Source organism: Enterobacter sp. DC1 (assembly GCF_000568075.1).
GTDB lineage: Bacteria > Pseudomonadota > Gammaproteobacteria > Enterobacterales > Enterobacteriaceae > Enterobacter > Enterobacter asburiae.
The window spans coordinates 698004-715779 of record NZ_AZUA01000002.1; the positions used below are offsets into that span (position 1 = coordinate 698004).

Genomic DNA, 17776 nt, shown 5'->3' on the forward strand with positions numbered 1-17776 from the left:
CAATAGCGACATCTGTTTTCAGGAGTCATTATGAAACTATTTCGTATTGTTGATCCGTTTACGCTCACCCTGGTTGTTACCGTTTTACTGGCCTCGTTCTTCCCCGCCCGCGGGGGCTTCGTCCCGTTTTTTGAAGGGCTGACGACGGCCGCCATCGCGTTGCTGTTCTTTATGCACGGTGCAAAACTCTCACGCGAAGCCATTATTGCCGGCGGTAGCCACTGGCGTCTTCACCTCTGGGTGATGTGCAGCACCTTCATTCTGTTCCCAATCCTCGGGGTGCTGTTTGCCTGGTGGGCGCCGGTTAACGTCGACCCGGCGCTCTACACCGGTTTCCTGTATCTCTGTATTCTGCCGGCTACCGTGCAGTCCGCCATTGCCTTTACCTCTCTCGCGGGAGGAAACGTTGCGGCCGCGGTTTGCTCGGCATCGGCATCCAGCCTGTTAGGGATTTTTGTCTCTCCGCTGCTGGTGGGCCTGCTGATGAACATGCACGGCGCGGAAGGTAACCTGGAGCAGGTCGGCAAAATTTGTCTGCAGCTGCTGCTGCCGTTTGTCCTGGGGCATCTTTCCCGACCGTGGACCGGCGCGTTTGTGGCGAAGCATAAAAAATGGATCTCAAAAACCGACCAGACCTCGATTCTGCTGGTGGTCTATTCCGCCTTCAGTGAAGCGGTCGTGAACGGGATCTGGCACAAGGTGGGCGCAGGCTCGCTGCTGTTTATCGTGGTGGTCAGCATCGTCCTGCTGGCGATTGTGATTGCGGTAAACGTCTTTGTGGCACGCAGGTGCGGCTTCAACAAAGCGGATGAAATTACGATTGTGTTCTGCGGTTCGAAAAAGAGCCTGGCGAACGGTATCCCGATGGCCAACATTCTGTTCCCGACCTCGGTGATTGGGATGATGGTGCTGCCGCTGATGATTTTCCATCAGATCCAGCTGATGGTCTGCGCGGTGCTGGCGCGTCGCTACAAGCGCCAGACCGAGAAGCTGGCGCAGGAAGAGACCCGCGCCGCGAAGGCTTAAGGACGTTTCAGGGGCTGAACCAGCTGGGTCAGCCCCTCGGTTTTGATCAGTAACGTGATAGCCATCAGCTCGCCCAGCCGCCCTGCCGGGAATTCATCCTTGCGGGCAAACCACAGCAGATACTCCTCCGGCAAATCAATCAGCCTGCGGCCCTTGTATTTACCGAACGGCATCTCCGTATTGGCGATCTCAACGAGCTGTTCTTTCTCCACGTTACTCTCCTAACAGACGCATCATTTCCGCTTCGTCGATAACCGCAATACCGAGCTCCTGGGCTTTCGCCAGCTTCGAGCCCGCCGCTTCCCCGGCGATCACCAGGTCGGTTTTCTTCGACACGCTGCCCGCCACTTTGGCCCCCAGCGCCACCAGGCGCGCTTTCGCATCGTCGCGTGAAAGCTGGCTCAGGCTGCCGGTCAGGACTACCGTTTTACCGGCGAACGGGCTGTCGATCTCTTCGGCGTTAACCACTACCGGCGCGGGCCACTTGATGCCCTCCTCCAGCAGCTTGCCGATGACTTCACGGTTGCTCTCTTCGGCAAAGAAGTTAAAGACGTGCGTGGCGACGACGATGCCGACGTCCGGGACTTTCTGCAGCTCGTCGATGCTTGCCTTTTCCAGCGCCTCCAGCGTGCCAAAGTAGGCCGCCAGGCCCGCGGCCGTCGCTTCACCCACTTCACGAATGCCCAGCGCGTACAGGAAGCGGGCAAAGGTCGTCTCTTTGGCGGCTTCAAGCGCGTTCACCACATTCTGGGCTGACTTTGGCCCCATGCGATCCAGGCCGGTCAGTTTACCAGCGGTCAGTTTGAACAGATCCGCTGGCGTGTGGACATACTCTTTCTCAACCAGCTGATCGATAATTTTATCGCCCATGCCGTCGACGTCCATCGCCCGTCGGGAGACGAAGTGCTTCAGAGATTCTTTACGCTGAGCACCACAGATTAAGCCACCCGTACAGCGCGCCACCGCTTCACCTTCCACACGCTCCACGTCGGAGCCGCACACCGGGCAGTGGCTCGGGAAGACGATCTCGCGCGTATCGGCAGGACGCTCTGACTCCACGACGTTAACCACCTGCGGGATCACGTCGCCCGCGCGGCGAATCACCACTTTGTCACCAATGCGCAGGCCCAGACGTTCGATTTCATCGGCGTTATGCAGCGTGGCATTACTTACCAGCACGCCCGCAACCTGCACGGGCTCCAGACGGGCGACCGGGGTAATGGCACCCGTACGGCCGACCTGGAACTCTACGTCGCGAACGAAGGTCATCTGCTCCTGAGCAGGGAACTTAAACGCCACCGCCCAGCGCGGCGCGCGCGCCACAAAGCCCAGCTGCTCCTGCAGCGCCAGTGAATTCACCTTGATGACGACGCCATCAATATCAAACCCGAGCGTCGGGCGGTCCTCTTCCACCTTGTGGTAGAACGCCAGTACCGCTTCCGGCGAGTCGCAGAGCTGAACGCGGTTGCTCACCGGCAGGCCCCACGCTTTAAACTGCAGCAGACGCCCGAGGTGCGTATCCGGCAGCTCGCCGCCCTCAAGAATACCCACACCGTAGCAGAAGAAAGTAAGCGGTCGCTTCGCTGTGATACGCGGGTCAAGCTGGCGCAGAGAGCCTGCCGCCGCATTACGCGGGTTAGCAAACACCTTCCCGCCGGTGCGACGCGCCTCGTCGTTAATTTTCTCGAAGCCCGCCTGGGGCAGGAACACCTCGCCGCGCACTTCCAGACGCGCGGGAATGTTGTCACCCTGCAGCTTCAGCGGGATCGCGCGGATGGTACGCACGTTGGTGGTGATGTCTTCGCCCGTCGTACCGTCGCCACGCGTCGCGGCGCGCACCAGCACGCCGTTTTCATAGAGAAGACTGACCGCCAGGCCATCCAGCTTGAGCTCGCAGCACCAGGTGAGGGAGTCGCTGCTTTTCAGGCGATCCTGCACGCGCTTGTTAAACGCGAGGAAGCTCTCTTCATCGAAGACGTTATCCAGCGACAGCATCGGCACCTCATGGCGCACCTGGCTGAAAGCGCCCAGCGGCTCAGCGCCGACGCGCTGGGTGGGGGAATCCGGCGTGATAAGCTCCGGATGCTGCGCCTCTAATTCGCGCAGCTCGCGCATCAGGCGGTCATATTCCGCATCCGGTACTTCCGGCGCGTCCATAACATGATAGAGGTATTCATGATGGCGAAGCGTGGTTCGCAGTTCAGTGAGTTGTTGTTCGATTGAGTCCATATCGCACCATCAATGAGAAAAAACCCCCGACATGCGGGGGTTGAGGAGGAGTTGAAGTAAACGCGACGATTACGCGTTAGCTTCCTTAACTTCGCGGATGCGGTCCTGATACTCGCGCAGCTTCTGCGGAGTCATCATTCGACGCTGATCGTCGAGCACCACGCCGCCAACTTCGTCAGCGATGTGCTGAGCGGACTGCAGCATCAGCTTAAAGTTTTGCAGTTCGTCACCGTAGGACGGCACCTGCATAAAGATAGTCACGCCCGGGGTCACGAAATCACCGGTCATCTCCGGATCAAAGGTGCCAGGGTTAACCATGTTGGCCAGGCTGAACAGCGCCGGACCGCTACCGTCAGGGCTCAGATGGCGATGGAAAATGTTCATATCGCCAAACTTGAATCCTGCCTGTTGAATACTGTTGAGCAGCACGTCACCGTTGAGATGGCTGCCGTGATGCGCGGCCACGTTCATGATGATCACCGCTTCTTTACGCTGTGGTTTTTCAACAACCGGCTCTGGCTCTACAACGGGCTCAGGCTCAACGTGCGGGGCTGGAGCAGGCTGAGGCGCAGGCTGTACGTGAACAGGCTGCTGCGGTTGTTGTAGCGGCTGAGCAGGCTGTTGCTGCACGGGCTGCTGCACCGGCTGCTGTTGAACCGGCTGTGGCGCAGCAGGCTGCTGATAGACAGGCTGTTGCGGCGGCTGGCGCACCGGCTCTTCCACAGGCTGCGGCGCTGGCTGGCGCGGCTGTGCAGAAGCATACGGCGGTTGATACTGGTGCTGCGAAGGACGAGGCGCTTCATGCTCCCCATGGCCTGCGCCGGGCGCAGTATTGACCCGATGAACACGAACTTCACCCACGCCGTCGTCATCGCTGCCGTCGATGTCATCTTCACTGTCATCGTCGTCACGACTGGACTTCATGCGCTTCAGTGGGCGATCGCGAAACATCGAGGAACGCTCTTTACGGCTGGTCCAGAAACCATGTACCAGTAAAGCGATTATGGCGATCGCGCCAACAATGATTAATATCAGACGCAAATCCTGCATCATTATATTCTCTGTTGTTCTAACACCTTGCCACCACGGCAAACATTTACTCACTAAGAGTATTTGCCGTTTACGTCAAGTGCAAGTGTGTGCAGAGCATTCACAGCATAAAGATGAAGGAAATCGTGCTTTTTGCTGGTTTTTCGAACATTTCCGAACTGGTCATTGCTCCGTAAGTGGATAATATAGGCGGGCAATTCCACTGGTTGTGTAAAAAGGAGTACAGCCTGGCTATGGTTTCAACATCATCTTCTCCCCCGCGCAGCGGCGTCTGGTATTTTTCTCAGGGCTGGAAACTGGTCTCCCTGCCGGGGATTCGACGCTTCGTGATCCTGCCGCTATTGATCAACATTATCCTGATGGGCGGCGCGTTCTGGTGGCTATTCACAAAGCTGGAGAGCTGGATCCCGTCGCTGATGAGTTACGTGCCGGACTGGCTGCAGTGGCTTAACTACCTGCTCTGGCCGGTGGCGGTAATCTCCGTGCTGCTGGTGTTTGGCTACTTCTTTTCGACGATTGCCAACTGGATAGCCGCACCGTTTAACGGTCTGCTGGCGGAACAGCTTGAAGCGCGGCTTACCGGCGCGACGCCGCCGGACACGGGCGTGCTGGGGATCATGAAAGACCTGCCACGCATCATGAAGCGCGAGTGGCAGAAGTTTGCCTGGTACCTGCCCCGCGCGATTGTGCTGCTTATCCTCTACTTTGTGCCAGGCATTGGCCAGACGGTGGCGCCGGTGCTGTGGTTCCTGTTCAGCGCCTGGATGCTGGCCATCCAGTACTGCGACTATCCGTTCGATAACCACAAGGTGCCGTTTAAAGAGATGCGCACTGCCCTGCGCAGCCAGAAGGTCGCCAACATGCAGTTTGGCGCGCTGACCAGTCTGTTCACCATGATCCCCTTCCTGAATCTTTTCATCATGCCCGTCGCCGTCTGCGGCGCGACGGCGATGTGGGTCGACTGCTACCGTGCTAAGCACGCGTTATGGAAATAATGCAAAAATGTGTAAAGCAGGGGTGGCTTATGCCGCCCCTTATTCCATACTGATCCCCATTATTTCCTTGCAGTATATAGATATGCGAATTCCTTACTTCCCCCTACCTGCTCAACAGGTATGCTGGGTCGGTATCCCAATTTCATACAGTTAAGGACAGGCCATGAGTAAGATTTATGAAGACAACTCGCTGACTATCGGTCATACGCCCCTGGTTCGACTGAACCGTATCGGTAATGGACGCATTCTGGCGAAGGTCGAATCACGTAACCCGAGCTTCAGCGTAAAATGCCGTATCGGTGCAAACATGATTTGGGATGCTGAAAAACGTGGCGTACTGAAGCCTGGCGTTGAGCTGGTGGAACCGACCAGCGGTAACACCGGTATTGCTCTGGCCTATGTGGCTGCCGCGCGTGGCTACAAGCTGACGCTGACCATGCCAGAAACCATGAGCATCGAGCGTCGTAAGCTGCTCAAAGCGCTGGGCGCGAACCTGGTGCTGACCGAAGGCGCGAAGGGCATGAAAGGTGCCATTCAGAAAGCCGAAGAGATTGTGGCCAGCGATCCGGCGAAATATCTGCTGCTGCAGCAGTTCAGCAACCCGGCTAACCCGGAAATTCACGAGAAGACCACCGGTCCGGAAATCTGGGAAGATACCGACGGCCAGGTTGACGTCTTTATCTCCGGCGTGGGTACCGGCGGTACGCTGACCGGCGTGTCACGCTATATTAAAGGCACAAAGGGTAAAAAAGACCTGATCACCGTTGCCGTTGAGCCAACCGACTCACCGGTCATCACCCAGGCACTGGCGGGTGAAGAGCTTAAACCAGGCCCGCATAAAATTCAGGGTATTGGCGCAGGCTTCATTCCGGGCAACCTGGATCTGAAGCTGATCGATAAAGTGGTGACCATCACTAACGAAGAAGCCATTTCTACCGCGCGTCGCCTGATGGATGAAGAAGGCATTCTGGCGGGTATCTCTTCCGGTGCAGCCGTTGCGGCAGCACTCAAGCTTCAGGAAGACGAAGCCTTTACCAACAAGAATATTGTGGTTATCCTTCCTTCTTCGGGCGAGCGTTACTTGAGCACCGCACTGTTTGCCGATCTGTTTACCGAAAAAGAGCTGCAACAGTAGTGCCAGCATGTTAATAACGCGTAAAAAAGCACCTTTTCAGGTGCTTTTTTGTGGCCTGCTTCAAACTTTTGCCCCTCCTGGCATTGCTTCACCCCGTTGGGTCTGGTATTTAAACCAGCAATTATTTTGATGCGTGAAATTAATCGGTGAATGAAATAGCCTTGCTGAATCGATTTTATGATTTGGTTCAAGTCTTGCTTTCGCTGCATAATGTTTAATGACGATCGAAACGTCAGCGCTAACAATACAGGCTAAAGTTCAGTCGCCAGGCTAGACTTTAGTTCCACAACACTAAACCTATAAGTTGGGGAAATACAATGTTCCAGCAAGAAGTTACCATTACCGCTCCGAACGGTCTGCACACCCGCCCTGCTGCTCAGTTTGTTAAAGAAGCAAAAGGCTTCACTTCTGAAATCACTGTGACTTCCAACGGCAAAAGCGCGAGCGCAAAAAGCCTGTTCAAACTGCAGACTCTGGGCCTGACTCAGGGCACCGTTGTCACCATCTCTGCAGAAGGTGAAGACGAGCAGAAAGCAGTTGAGCATCTGGTAAAACTGATGGCTGAGCTCGAGTAAGTTTCCGGGTTCTTTTAAATATCAGTCACAAGTAAGGTAGGGTTATGATTTCAGGCATTTTAGCATCCCCGGGTATCGCTTTCGGCAAAGCACTGCTGCTGAAAGAAGACGAGATCGTCATCGACCGGAAAAAAATTTCTGCCGACAAGGTTGATCAGGAAGTTGAACGTTTTCTGAGCGGTCGTGCCAAGGCATCTGCGCAACTGGAAGCAATCAAAACTAAAGCTGGCGAAACTTTCGGTGAAGAAAAAGAAGCCATCTTCGAAGGGCACATCATGCTGCTCGAAGATGAGGAGCTGGAGCAGGAAATCATAGCCCTGATTAAAGATAAAGGCATGACGGCCGACGCGGCTGCGCATGAAGTTATCGAAGGTCAGGCAACTGCCCTGGAAGAACTGGATGATGAATACCTGAAAGAGCGTGCGGCTGACGTACGTGACATCGGTAAGCGCCTGCTGCGCAACATCCTGGGTCTGGCCATCATCGACCTGAGCGCGATTCAGGATGAAGTTATCCTGGTTGCCGCTGACCTCACTCCGTCTGAAACCGCACAGCTGAACCTGAAAAAGGTCCTCGGTTTCATCACCGACGCGGGTGGCCGTACTTCCCACACCTCTATCATGGCGCGCTCTCTGGAACTGCCTGCCATCGTGGGTACCGGTAGCGTCACCTCTCAGGTGAAAAACGGCGACTATCTGATTCTGGATGCCGTAAACAATCTGGTTTACGTCAACCCAACTAATGAAGAGATCGATAAACTGCGCGCGGTTCAGGAGCAGGTTGCGACTGAAAAAGCGGAACTCGCTAAGCTGAAAGACCTGCCAGCCATCACCCTGGACGGCCATCAGGTAGAAGTGTGCGCAAACATCGGTACCGTCCGTGACGTTGATGGCGCTGAGCGCAACGGTGCGGAAGGCGTAGGTCTCTATCGTACAGAATTCCTGTTCATGGACCGCGACGCGCTGCCAACGGAAGAAGAGCAGTTTGCTGCTTATAAAGCCGTGGCTGAAGCGTGTGGCTCTCAGGCGGTTATCGTCCGTACCATGGACATCGGCGGCGACAAAGAGCTGCCGTACATGAACTTCCCGAAAGAAGAGAACCCGTTCCTGGGCTGGCGTGCAATCCGTATCGCGATGGATCGTAAAGAGATCCTGCGTGACCAGGTTCGCGCGATCCTGCGTGCCTCTGCTTTCGGTAAACTGCGCATCATGTTCCCGATGATCATCTCTGTTGAAGAAGTGCGTGCACTGAAGAAAGAGATCGAAATCTACAAACAGGAACTGCGCGACGAAGGTAAAGCGTTTGACGAGTCAATCGAGATCGGCGTGATGGTGGAAACACCTGCGGCGGCGACCATTGCGCGTCATTTAGCCAAAGAAGTTGATTTCTTTAGTATCGGCACCAATGATTTAACGCAGTACACCCTGGCAGTTGACCGTGGTAATGATATGATTTCACATCTCTACCAGCCAATGTCACCGTCCGTACTGAACTTGATCAAGCAAGTTATTGATGCTTCTCATGCAGAAGGTAAATGGACTGGCATGTGTGGTGAGCTTGCAGGCGACGAACGTGCTACACTTCTGTTGCTGGGTATGGGTCTGGACGAATTCTCTATGAGCGCCATTTCCATCCCGCGCATTAAGAAGATTATCCGTAACACGAACTTCGAAGATGCGAAGGTGTTAGCAGAGCAGGCTCTTGCTCAACCGACAACGGACGAGTTAATGACGCTGGTTAACAAGTTCATTGAAGAAAAAACAATCTGCTAATCCACGAGATGCGGCCCAAATTACTGCTTAGGAGAAGATCATGGGTTTGTTCGATAAACTGAAATCTCTGGTTTCTGATGATAAGAAAGACTCCGGAACTATTGAGATTGTTGCTCCGCTCTCCGGCGAGATCGTCAACATCGAAGACGTGCCGGATGTAGTGTTTGCTGAGAAAATCGTTGGTGATGGCATTGCTATCAAACCAACTGGCAACAAAATGGTTGCTCCAGTTGACGGCACCATCGGTAAAATTTTTGAAACCAACCATGCGTTCTCTATCGAATCTGATAGCGGTATCGAACTGTTCGTTCACTTCGGTATCGACACCGTTGAACTGAAAGGCGAAGGCTTCAAACGTATCGCGGAAGAAGGCCAGCGTGTTAAAGTTGGCGACCCGGTAATTGAATTCGATCTGCCACTGCTGGAAGAAAAAGCCAAGTCTACCCTGACGCCGGTTGTTATCTCCAACATGGACGAAATCAAAGAACTGATCAAACTGTCTGGCAGCGTCACCGTGGGTGAAACCCCGGTTATTCGCATCAAGAAGTAATTCTTGCCGCACAGAAAAATGGCGCCTTCGGGCGCCATTTTTGTTTATGCGGGGAGGATAAGCTCGTCGTAGCCTTTCGACTGGGTATAAAGCATCACGTCAGTCACCCGATCGCCGGCCATGCGAATGGCATCGGCAACGGTTTTCCCCTCTACAATTCCGCTCACCAGCTCTGAACAGAACAGGTCGCCCGTTCCTTTCAGATCGGTTTCAACGCGCGGGTGCGCGCTGACGGTCACGCTTTCATTCGTCACCAGCACCACGTGGATGTTTTCCGGGTCATCGGCCACCGGCGCGCTGGTGATCGCCACCCATTTCAGGCTGTCGGAGAGCAGTCCCTGCGCCGCCGCGATGGCGCTTTCCGGCGTACGGCACGGTTTGCCGCTTAACACTTCCAGCTCATAGACGTTTGGCGTGATCCCCTGCGCCAGCGGCAGCAGGTGCTCCCGATACGCCTGCGGGATCTCAGGCTTCACGTACATTCCGCTGTCGATATCGCCGATAACCGGGTCGACCAGCACCAGCAGGTCCGGATGCTGCGCTTTGACCGCCTTCAGCCACTGCGCCAGCAGAACGATCTGGCTGGCGCTGCCCATATAGCCGGTGGTGACCGCTTTAAGCTCGCGCAGGATCTCGCGCTCTTCCAGCGCCTTAAGGTAGCCGCTGAACCACTCGTCGGGGATCACTCCACCATAAAACGTGTCGTAGTGCGGCGTGTTGCTAAACAGTACCGTCGGCACGGCGGTGACGTTCAGCCTGTGGGTACGAATATTCGGTACCGCAATGCTGTTCCCCACGCTGCCGTAAACCACCTGCGACTGCACTGCGACAATGTCGGTTTGCTGCGCCCGGGTGTTATCCCGGAATAGAATCATCTCCATGACGCTTAAATCCCCGCCCCCTGCGAATAACTCTCTTCACCAAAGACGCCGGTAGACAGATAGCGATCGCCGCGATCGCAAATAATCGCCACTACCACCGCCCCCGGGTTTGCCTGCGCCACCCGAATCGCACCCGCTACCGCGCCGCCCGAGCTGACGCCGCAGAAGATACCTTCGCGCACGGCCAGCTCACGCATGGTATTTTCCGCCTCGCGCTGGTGAAGATCCAGCACCTGGTCCACAAGCTGCGCATTAAAGATACCGGGCATATACTCCGCAGGCCAGCGGCGAATGCCCGGAATGCTGCTCCCCTCTTCCGGCTGGAGGCCAACGATGGTGACGGCTTTTTCCTGCTCGCGCAGAAAACGCGATACCCCGGTAATGGTGCCGGTGGTACCCATGCTGGAGACAAAATGGGTGATACGCCCGTCGGTTTGCTGCCAGATTTCCGGGCCGGTGGTGGTGTAGTGCGCGTAAGGGTTGTCCGGGTTGTTGAACTGATCCAGTAGTTTACCTTCGCCGCGCTCGGCCATTTCTAACGCCAGGTCGCGCGCGCCTTCCATTCCCTGCTCTTTGGTCACCAGAATCAGCTCGGCCCCGTAGGCACGCATCGCGGCGCGGCGCTCCTGACTCATGTTGTCCGGCATCAGCAGCTTCATGCGGTAGCCTTTCAGCGCGGCGATCATCGCCAGGGCAATACCGGTGTTGCCGCTGGTGGCCTCAATCAGCACGTCGCCTGGCTTAATTTCTCCGCGTTTTTCGGCCTGGACAATCATCGACAGCGCCGCGCGGTCTTTCACCGACCCCGCCGGGTTGTTGCCTTCGAGTTTGACCCAGATTTCGCTGCCGTTGTCCGGCCCCATGCGCTGAAGCTTGACCAGAGGAGTGTTGCCGATGGTGTGTTCGAGTGTATTCACGATTTTTACTCAATAAAAAAGCCGGGGCGCGCGCAGCGATCCCGGCCTACAAGACGCAGTGATAACTGTAGGCCCGGTAAGCGCAGCGCCACCGGGCGATAAACATCCTAATAACCTATCAGGCTGACTCCGCCAGAGCAATATCCTCGCGCGTCTCGATGCGCTCCTTCCCGTGATAAATACGGGCGTGCTGCAGCCCGACAAACAGGCGCTCGCCCCGGTACGGCGGCACGTCGTCGCGCATGACCACGGTCAGCGGCTCGGTATACCAGCCCAGCGGCTGTACCACCAATAGGGTGTAGTGACCTTTAGGGCTAGCTTCCAGCACCTGCACCGGCAGCGGTGAATCCAGGCTGGTTCGGCGGCTCACGTCCACTTCCCACGGACGCAGGAACAGATCCACCGGCCCTTGATGCGCGGAGGTATAGCCCAGCGGCCAGCGGTGCGCGCCGACGTGGAACTGACCGCCGCGAATAGTGCCCTGCAGACGGTTTACCTCGCCCATAAACTCCAGCACGAAGCGGGTCGCCGGCTCGCGCCAGAGCTGCTCTGGCTCGTCAACCTGCTCAATGTTGCCCTGGCTCATGACCACCACGCGATCCGCAACTTCCATCGCCTCTTCCTGATCGTGGGTCACGAAGACGCTGGTGAATTTCAGCTCTTCATGCAGCTGGCGCAGCCAGCGGCGCAGCTCTTTACGCACCTGCGCATCCAGCGCGCCAAAGGGTTCATCCAGCAGCAGAATTTGCGGCTCAACGGCCAGCGCGCGCGCCAGCGCCACGCGCTGTTTCTGCCCGCCGGACAGCTGGGCCGGGAAACGGTCAGCCAGATGAGCCAGCTGCACCATCTCCAGCAGTTTGGTTACTTTCGCCTTAATGGTTGCCGCATCCGGGCGCTCGCGACGCGGCAGCACGGTCAGGCCAAACGCGATGTTGTCGAACACGGTCATGTGGCGGAACAGCGCGTAATGCTGGAACACAAAACCTACTTTACGATCGCGGGCGTGCAGGCGGCTCACGTCGGTGCCGTGAAAGCGGATGTGCCCGCTGGTCTGATGCTCAAGCCCGGCGATAATACGCAGCAGCGTGGTTTTACCCGAGCCAGACGGCCCCAGCAGCGCCACCATTTGTCCGGAAGGGATATCCAGCGAGATATCATTCAGCACCTGGGTGCGACCAAAAGACTTCTTAATATTGGCAATCTCAATGCTCATGATTTCCCTCCTGATGCTGACGTTTTTCCTGATTTTCTAAACGCCACTGCACCACACTCTTCAAAAACAGGGTCAAAATGGCCATCAGCGTCAGCAACGCTGCGGCAGTAAACGAGCCGATGGTGTTGTAGTCCTGCTGCAGCAGCTCAATCTGGAGCGGCAGCGACAGGGTTTCACCCCGGATGGAGCCGGAGACGACGGACACGGCACCGAACTCGCCAATCGCGCGGGCGTTGGTCAGCACCACGCCGTAAAGCAGCGCCCAGCGGATATTCGGCAGCGTCACGCGACGGAACATCTGCCAGCCCGACGCGCCCAGCAGCACCGCCGCTTCGTCTTCGTTGCTGCCCTGGCTTAACATCACCGGGACCAGCTCACGCACCACAAACGGACAGGTCACGAAGATGGTGACCAGCACCATGCCCGGCCAGGCAAACATGATCTGCAGGTTATGCTCATCCAGCCAGCCGCCCAACGGGCCGTTGGAGCCGTAAAAGAGCAGATACACCAGACCCGCCACCACCGGCGATACGGCGAAAGGAATGTCCAGCAGGGTCAGCAGCAGCTGACGTCCCGGGAAGTTGAAGCGGGTCACCAGCCAGGCCAACAGGGTCCCGAACACGAGGTTCACCGGCACGGTGATCAGCGCAATCAGCACGGTCAGCCAGATGGCATGCAGCATATCCGGGTTCGCCAGGTTTTCCAGCGCGGGCATCAGGCCCTTGCTGAACGCCTGAACGAAGATATAAACCGTCGGCACGACGAGAATGAGGGCGGAAACCAGCACGCCAGCCCCAATCAGAAACCATTTACCCCAGTTGATGCGGGGTGCATCGTATCGCTTCAATTGCGTAACTTCCGCCATCAGTGACCTACCACACGTCGACCAAAGCGACTTTGCAGAGTGTTAATCGAGTACAGCAGCAGCAGCGAGGCCGCCAGGATCACCGAGGCAATCGCGCTCGCCGCCGGATAATCAAACTCCTGCAAACGGATGAAAATCATCAGCGAGGTGACTTCAGTTTTCCAGGCGATGTTGCCAGCGATAAAAATCACCGCGCCGAACTCACCGAGGCTGCGGGTAAACGACAGCGCGACGCCCGCCATCAGCGCCGGAGAGAGCTCCGGTAGAACCACCTTGCGAAAGCTCTGCCAGCGCGTGGCGCCCAGCGTTTCCGCCGCTTCTTCGTATTCCGGACCCAACTCTTCCAGCACCGGCTGCACGGTACGGACCACAAACGGGATGCTGGTAAAGGCCATCGCCACCGCGATACCGAGCCAGGTATAGGTCACTTTGATGTCAAATTTCGCCAGCCACTCGCCGTACAGACCGTTCACGGAGAAGAGCGACGCGAGGGTTAAGCCCGCCACCGCCGTCGGCAGCGCAAACGGCAGATCCATCAGGGCGTCAAGCAGCGTGCGGCCCGGGAAGCGATAGCGGGTTAAGATCCACGCCATCAGCAGGCCAAACACGCCGTTAAAAATGGAGGCGACAAACGCCGACAGCAGCGTCACCTTGTAGGCCGCCACCACCTGCGGGTTGGTGACCACGTCCCAGTACTGCGCCCAGCTCATCTGAGCAAGCTGCATCACCAGCGCGCTGAGCGGCAACAGCAGGATCAGGCAGACGAACAGCAGGCTGGTCCCGAGACTTAAGGTAAAGCCCGGCAGCACGCGTTTTGTCGAAACTGCAAACATCACTTATGCCCCGCCGCCAGCAATTTGTCTAACTCACCGCCGCTGGCAAAATGCGTTTTCATCACATCAGGCCAGGAGCCGAAATGATCTTCCACGCGGAACAAATCGGTCTGCGGGAATTTGTCTTTCAGTTTGTTCATCACGTCCGGGTTGTTCACGCGGTAGTAGTAATCGGTAATGATGGTCTGCGCCTGCGGGCTGTACAGGTAGTTGAGATAGGCTTTTGCCGCTTTCTCGGTACCGTTTGCCTGCACGTTTTTATCCACCCACGCCACCGGGAACTCGGCCAGGATGTTGGTTTTCGGGATAACGACCTCAAAGCCCTGCGCTTCATACTGTTTGCGGATGTTATTTACTTCCGATTCAAAGCTGATCAGCACGTCGCCGAGACCGCGCTCCGCGAAGGTCGTTGTCGCCCCGCGGCCGCCGGTATCAAACACTTCGACGTTTTTCAGGAACTGGGTCATGAACTGCTCGGTTTTGGCTTTATCGTTACCGTCAGCCTTGTCCGCCGCGCCCCACGCGGCTAAATAGGTATAACGCGCGTTACCGGAGGTTTTTGGGTTCGGGAAAATCAGCTTCACGTCGGAACGCACCAGGTCGCTCCAGTCGTGGATATTCTTTGGGTTGCCCTTACGCACCAGGAAGCCCATGGTGGAATAGAACGGGGAGCTGTTGTTCGGCAGACGGCTCTGCCAGTCGGCCGGGATCAGCTTGCCTTTGTCGTGCAGGATCTGCACGTCAGTCACCTGGTTGTAGGTCACCACATCCGCTTTCAGGCCCTGCAAAATCGCCAGCGCCTGCTTGGACGACCCGGCGTGGGACTGCTTGATGGTCAGCTTGTCGCCGTTATTGTCTTTTGCCCACTGCTGTTCGAACGGTGGATTAAGGGCGGCAAACAGCTCGCGGGAGACGTCATACGAACTGTTTAACAGTTCAGTCGCCTGCGCCTGTGCCACCAGCAGTAAACCTGCCAGCGCCAGAGTTCCTTTTTTCAGTACAGTAACGGCCATTGCGCACCCTTATAAATGTGATGACTATCTTATAGTCATAATATTTATAACGGGGATGAAAGGAGTAACGGTTTTATATACCGTTTGGTGATTTAGAAGCAGAAAAGGGAATAAGGGTGAAGCCTGATGCCCTCACCCCGGCCCTCTCCCACAGGGAGAGGGAGAAAAGCTTTTACAGCGCCAGCAGACGATCAACGGACGGCGCAAAGTAGTAGCCGCCGGTCACCGGTTTGGTGAAGCGCAGCATGGCGTCGCGCTTGCCGTCGGTATCGCCGAACATGCTCAGCAGCTGCTGCTCAATGTTATGCAGGCGCGCGCAGTAGGCGCAGAAGTAGAGGCCGTGCGTGCCGCTTGCGGTACCGTACGGCAGGCTCTGGCGTACAATCTTCAGCCCTTTGCCGTCTTCTTTGAGGTCAACGCGGGACAGGTGAGAGGTTACAGGACGGTCGTCGCCGTCGATCTCTTCGTTGGCTTCTTTAGTGCGGCCAATCATCATCTCCTGATCGTGCACGCTCATGCGGTTAAGCTGCTTGAGGTTGTGCTCCCAGCGCTGAACGAACACGTAGCTGCCGCCCGCGTCCACGCCGTCTTTGATTACCGCGACTTCACGACGCGTCTCTTCACCCGCCGGGTTTTCCGTCCCGTCGACGAAGCCGCTCAGATCGCGCTCTTCCACCCAGCGGAAGCCGTGAACCTCTTCCTGCACCTCAATGCTGTCGCCAAAGGCCGCTACCGCCGCCAGGGCAACGGAAAAGTTCACGTCGTGACGCAGGGAGAGAATGTGGATCAGCACGTCGTACTGGGTTGCCGGAGCCAGACCTTTGCCGTAAGGGATGAAATCTTTCAGCTCTTCCGCCCCTTCGCCACCGCTCAGCTGACGCCAGACGTTATTGCCAAAGGCAACAACGGCGCCGAGGTGGGCTTCCGGGAATTTGGCCTGGAAGGTGGCCAGCTTATCAACAAACGCTTTACTGGCCGCACGCAGGGCATCCACGTCCCCTTTAACATTGGCTTCAATCCAAATCGCCGCGCGGCAATGTTCTGGCAAAATGCCACTCTGAACCTGAGACATCGCTCCTCCTGAAATAAAGATGCCACGTCAGCGTGGCATTGATGGCGGGTATTATACCCGGATTTCAGCGAGGCGGTTTGTTCAGGCGCAAATTACTGCTTCCAGAGTATTTTGCTCACTTTCCAGCTCTTGAGCGTGTCGTCAGACGGCATCAGACCTTCCGGACCGCTCCAGGTTCCGGTGAAGACATAGCTGATGTGCTGGCTGCCTTCAGCCTTACATTCCACCGCGACCTTGTCGTCAGACGGCACGCTGGTGCAGTTGCCAAAGGCCTGCTTATAAAGATCGCTAAACGGCGTACCCACTTTTACACCGCTCGCCGTCGGAATATCTTCATCCATCACGGCAATTCGGTTTACGGTGCCTTTATCGCCGTTGATCACCAGCGCCAGCTTGTCGCCCTTCAGCGCTTCGTAATAGCGAACAATATTGCCATTCTCCGTTTTCATGCCGCTGCGCAGGCGGTAATCGCTGCTGAGCGCATCCTGAATAGCATTCTGATCCAGCGCCGTCGCGGCGGTAATTTTCCCCACGCCCTGCTCGGTCACTTCCGTTGAAGAGCCAAACCAGTTCCACGGATACGCGGCGGACCAGTTAATGGAGGAGAGCGTCGAACAGCCGGTCAACGCCAGCGGGAGAGCGCATAAAAGTAAACGCAGCGATTTCATTGAAACGTCCTTTCTTGTTAAATCAACGCTTGTTGGAGTGCGGCATCGGCAAAAAGTGCCGGATTAATCATCCTGATGCGCAAAACAGGCGCGAAGACGCGGGTTGGTCAGCAGCCACAGCAGCGCAACAATATCGGCAACCACCAGCGCAACGCCGGTGCCCGTCAGCGGTTCACCGTACCACCAGAGTACCGGCTGCCAGAATAGCAGCGCAACCTGGGCGAGGATCAGCAGCCAGCGAAGCGCGCGCCAAAAGCGGGGGATCGCCTGCCGTCGTCCGCTGCATAAAAAAGCGATCACCGCCGGTACGCCCGGCAGCAAGCCGAGCCAGAAGGCATCATGATCGGGATAAAAGAGATTCAGCAGCGTATCGCCCTGCCCGCGCGACGCGGCGGCCATCACAAACAGCACCCAGGTCCGGGCCTGGAGCAGCAGAACGCACCAGAATAGAAAAGGCAGCCTGACGCGGCCCTGCGCGTCATAGTCTGCCGGATGGATCTCAGTACTCTTCATCTTCGATCAGACGCTTTCCTAAACTCAGCACGTCGGAATGCTCGTAGCCCAGACGCTCATACATGCCCAGCACCACGTCGTTATCTTCCCGCACCATGATCTGGATTTTCGGGCAGCCGCGGGCGATCAGCTTCTTCTCGAGCCGGTTCAGCAGCGCATTGGCAATGCCGCGGCCACGGTATTCCGGGTGGACGCCCAGATAATAGGCCGAGCCGCGGTGGCCGTCGTAACCGCCCATGACCGTCCCCACAACCTCACCGTTGACTTCCGCGACCAGGAACAGACTGACGTCGTGATTCACCTTACGTTCGATATCCATTTCCGGATCGTTCCACGGACGCAGCAGATCGCAGCGCTCCCAAAGGGTGATCACCTCTTCGAAATCTTCCTGGCGAAAAACGCGTATCTCCATGGTATTAACCGCCTTTTCGGGTTTAAAAACAGTGATTATGGCGCGAAGCTCGCCTTT

Annotated in this window: 19 protein-coding genes; 6 read left to right on the plus strand and 13 right to left on the minus strand. The window is 56.7% G+C overall.

Going from position 1 to position 17776, the window contains the following annotated elements; genetic code table 11:
* Window positions 1–30 precede the first annotated feature (30 nt).
* The gene (locus tag P346_RS12485; RefSeq protein ID WP_032659301.1) at window positions 31–1026 is read left to right on the plus strand and encodes a bile acid:sodium symporter family protein; all 996 of its coding nucleotides are present in this window, start codon (window positions 31–33) and stop codon (window positions 1024–1026) included.
* Here P346_RS12485 and P346_RS12480 read toward each other — a convergent pair.
* From P346_RS12480 to zipA, 3 genes are all read right to left on the minus strand, one after another.
* Complete coding sequence (locus P346_RS12480; RefSeq protein ID WP_003861328.1) at window positions 1023–1238, minus strand: DUF3820 family protein; 216 nt, start codon at window positions 1236–1238, stop codon at window positions 1023–1025. The two genes, P346_RS12485 and P346_RS12480, sit on opposite strands and share 4 nt — an antisense overlap.
* A 1-nt stretch (window position 1239) precedes the next feature.
* Window positions 1240–3255, minus strand: coding sequence for an NAD-dependent DNA ligase LigA (gene ligA, locus P346_RS12475; RefSeq protein ID WP_032659303.1), 2016 nt, complete (start codon window positions 3253–3255; stop codon window positions 1240–1242).
* Window positions 3256–3324: 69 nt separating this feature from the next.
* Entirely contained in the window at window positions 3325–4308 is a 984-nt protein-coding gene (gene zipA, locus P346_RS12470) for a cell division protein ZipA (protein ID WP_032659306.1), read from the minus strand.
* Window positions 4309–4538: 230 nt separating this feature from the next.
* Between zipA and cysZ the strand changes: the two genes are divergently transcribed.
* The 5 genes from cysZ (at window position 4539) to crr (ending at window position 9332) form a co-directional block, all read left to right on the plus strand.
* Window positions 4539–5300 carry a sulfate transporter CysZ gene (gene cysZ, locus P346_RS12465; protein ID WP_023308728.1) on the plus strand — a complete coding sequence of 254 codons (762 nt, stop codon included), beginning with the start codon at window positions 4539–4541 and terminating at the stop codon, window positions 5298–5300.
* A 163-nt stretch (window positions 5301–5463) separates the two neighbouring features.
* The gene (gene cysK / locus P346_RS12460) at window positions 5464–6435 is read left to right on the plus strand and encodes a cysteine synthase A (protein WP_014884739.1); all 972 of its coding nucleotides are present in this window, start codon (window positions 5464–5466) and stop codon (window positions 6433–6435) included.
* 317 nt (window positions 6436–6752) lie between these two features.
* Window positions 6753–7010 carry a phosphocarrier protein Hpr gene (ptsH, locus tag P346_RS12455; protein ID WP_000487600.1) on the plus strand — a complete coding sequence of 86 codons (258 nt, stop codon included), beginning with the start codon at window positions 6753–6755 and terminating at the stop codon, window positions 7008–7010.
* Between the two features lie 44 nt (window positions 7011–7054).
* A complete protein-coding gene (ptsI, locus tag P346_RS12450; protein WP_023332954.1) occupies window positions 7055–8782 on the plus strand; it encodes a phosphoenolpyruvate-protein phosphotransferase PtsI in 1728 nt (575 codons plus the stop codon).
* 40 nt (window positions 8783–8822) lie between these two features.
* Complete coding sequence (gene crr, locus P346_RS12445; protein ID WP_003861316.1) at window positions 8823–9332, plus strand: PTS glucose transporter subunit IIA; 510 nt, start codon at window positions 8823–8825, stop codon at window positions 9330–9332.
* 44 nt (window positions 9333–9376) lie between these two features.
* Here the strand turns inward: crr and pdxK are convergent, their stop codons facing one another.
* The 10 genes from pdxK to P346_RS12395 all read right to left on the minus strand — a co-directional run bounded on the left by pdxK (window position 9377) and on the right by P346_RS12395 (window position 17719).
* On the minus strand, window positions 9377–10213 hold the full coding sequence (gene pdxK, locus P346_RS12440; RefSeq protein ID WP_032659309.1) for a pyridoxine/pyridoxal/pyridoxamine kinase: 837 nt from the start codon (window positions 10211–10213) through the stop codon (window positions 9377–9379).
* Between the two features lie 5 nt (window positions 10214–10218).
* Window positions 10219–11130, minus strand: coding sequence for a cysteine synthase CysM (gene cysM, locus P346_RS12435; protein ID WP_032643539.1), 912 nt, complete (start codon window positions 11128–11130; stop codon window positions 10219–10221).
* Window positions 11131–11248: 118 nt separating this feature from the next.
* Window positions 11249–12343, minus strand: a complete 1095-nt coding sequence (gene cysA, locus P346_RS12430; protein WP_032659311.1) for a sulfate/thiosulfate ABC transporter ATP-binding protein CysA — start codon at window positions 12341–12343, stop codon at window positions 11249–11251.
* Window positions 12333–13208: a sulfate/thiosulfate ABC transporter permease CysW gene (cysW, locus tag P346_RS12425; protein WP_023308733.1), complete on the minus strand. Its 876-nt coding sequence runs from the start codon at window positions 13206–13208 to the stop codon at window positions 12333–12335. Before cysW ends, cysA begins: the two co-directional genes overlap by 11 nt.
* A complete protein-coding gene (gene cysT / locus P346_RS12420; RefSeq protein ID WP_004123378.1) occupies window positions 13208–14041 on the minus strand; it encodes a sulfate/thiosulfate ABC transporter permease CysT in 834 nt (277 codons plus the stop codon). Before cysT ends, cysW begins: the two co-directional genes overlap by 1 nt.
* Complete coding sequence (locus tag P346_RS12415; protein ID WP_023308734.1) at window positions 14041–15054, minus strand: sulfate ABC transporter substrate-binding protein; 1014 nt, start codon at window positions 15052–15054, stop codon at window positions 14041–14043. The genes cysT and P346_RS12415 overlap by 1 nt, the downstream gene beginning before the upstream one ends.
* Window positions 15055–15226: 172 nt before the next feature.
* Entirely contained in the window at window positions 15227–16126 is a 900-nt protein-coding gene (locus tag P346_RS12410) for a Dyp-type peroxidase (RefSeq protein ID WP_032659314.1), read from the minus strand.
* A 92-nt stretch (window positions 16127–16218) separates the two neighbouring features.
* Complete coding sequence (locus tag P346_RS12405; RefSeq protein ID WP_032659315.1) at window positions 16219–16794, minus strand: RpoE-regulated lipoprotein; 576 nt, start codon at window positions 16792–16794, stop codon at window positions 16219–16221.
* A gap of 63 nt (window positions 16795–16857) precedes the next feature.
* The gene (locus P346_RS12400; protein WP_032659317.1) at window positions 16858–17307 is read right to left on the minus strand and encodes a DUF2919 domain-containing protein; all 450 of its coding nucleotides are present in this window, start codon (window positions 17305–17307) and stop codon (window positions 16858–16860) included.
* Window positions 17294–17719, minus strand: a complete 426-nt coding sequence (locus P346_RS12395) for a GNAT family acetyltransferase (RefSeq protein WP_023308738.1) — start codon at window positions 17717–17719, stop codon at window positions 17294–17296. The genes P346_RS12400 and P346_RS12395 overlap by 14 nt, the downstream gene beginning before the upstream one ends.
* Window positions 17720–17776 lie beyond the last annotated feature (57 nt).

Bases quoted from the DNA above. Each gene is read 5' to 3' on its own strand.
- P346_RS12485 (WP_032659301.1), top strand. From the start codon at position 31: ATGAAACTATTTCGTATTGTTGATCCGTTTACGCTCACCCTGGTTGTT.
- ligA (WP_032659303.1), bottom strand. From the start codon at position 3,255: ATGGACTCAATCGAACAACAACTCACTGAACTGCGAACCACGCTTCGC.
- zipA (WP_032659306.1), bottom strand. From the start codon at position 4,308: ATGATGCAGGATTTGCGTCTGATATTAATCATTGTTGGCGCGATCGCC.
- cysZ (WP_023308728.1), top strand. From the start codon at position 4,539: ATGGTTTCAACATCATCTTCTCCCCCGCGCAGCGGCGTCTGGTATTTT.
- cysK (WP_014884739.1), top strand. From the start codon at position 5,464: ATGAGTAAGATTTATGAAGACAACTCGCTGACTATCGGTCATACGCCC.
- ptsH (WP_000487600.1), top strand. From the start codon at position 6,753: ATGTTCCAGCAAGAAGTTACCATTACCGCTCCGAACGGTCTGCACACC.
- ptsI (WP_023332954.1), top strand. From the start codon at position 7,055: ATGATTTCAGGCATTTTAGCATCCCCGGGTATCGCTTTCGGCAAAGCA.
- crr (WP_003861316.1), top strand. From the start codon at position 8,823: ATGGGTTTGTTCGATAAACTGAAATCTCTGGTTTCTGATGATAAGAAA.
- pdxK (WP_032659309.1), bottom strand. From the start codon at position 10,213: ATGGAGATGATTCTATTCCGGGATAACACCCGGGCGCAGCAAACCGAC.
- cysA (WP_032659311.1), bottom strand. From the start codon at position 12,343: ATGAGCATTGAGATTGCCAATATTAAGAAGTCTTTTGGTCGCACCCAG.
- cysW (WP_023308733.1), bottom strand. From the start codon at position 13,208: ATGGCGGAAGTTACGCAATTGAAGCGATACGATGCACCCCGCATCAAC.
- cysT (WP_004123378.1), bottom strand. From the start codon at position 14,041: ATGTTTGCAGTTTCGACAAAACGCGTGCTGCCGGGCTTTACCTTAAGT.
- P346_RS12415 (WP_023308734.1), bottom strand. From the start codon at position 15,054: ATGGCCGTTACTGTACTGAAAAAAGGAACTCTGGCGCTGGCAGGTTTA.
- P346_RS12410 (WP_032659314.1), bottom strand. From the start codon at position 16,126: ATGTCTCAGGTTCAGAGTGGCATTTTGCCAGAACATTGCCGCGCGGCG.
- P346_RS12405 (WP_032659315.1), bottom strand. From the start codon at position 16,794: ATGAAATCGCTGCGTTTACTTTTATGCGCTCTCCCGCTGGCGTTGACC.
- P346_RS12400 (WP_032659317.1), bottom strand. From the start codon at position 17,307: ATGAAGAGTACTGAGATCCATCCGGCAGACTATGACGCGCAGGGCCGC.
- P346_RS12395 (WP_023308738.1), bottom strand. From the start codon at position 17,719: ATGGAGATACGCGTTTTTCGCCAGGAAGATTTCGAAGAGGTGATCACC.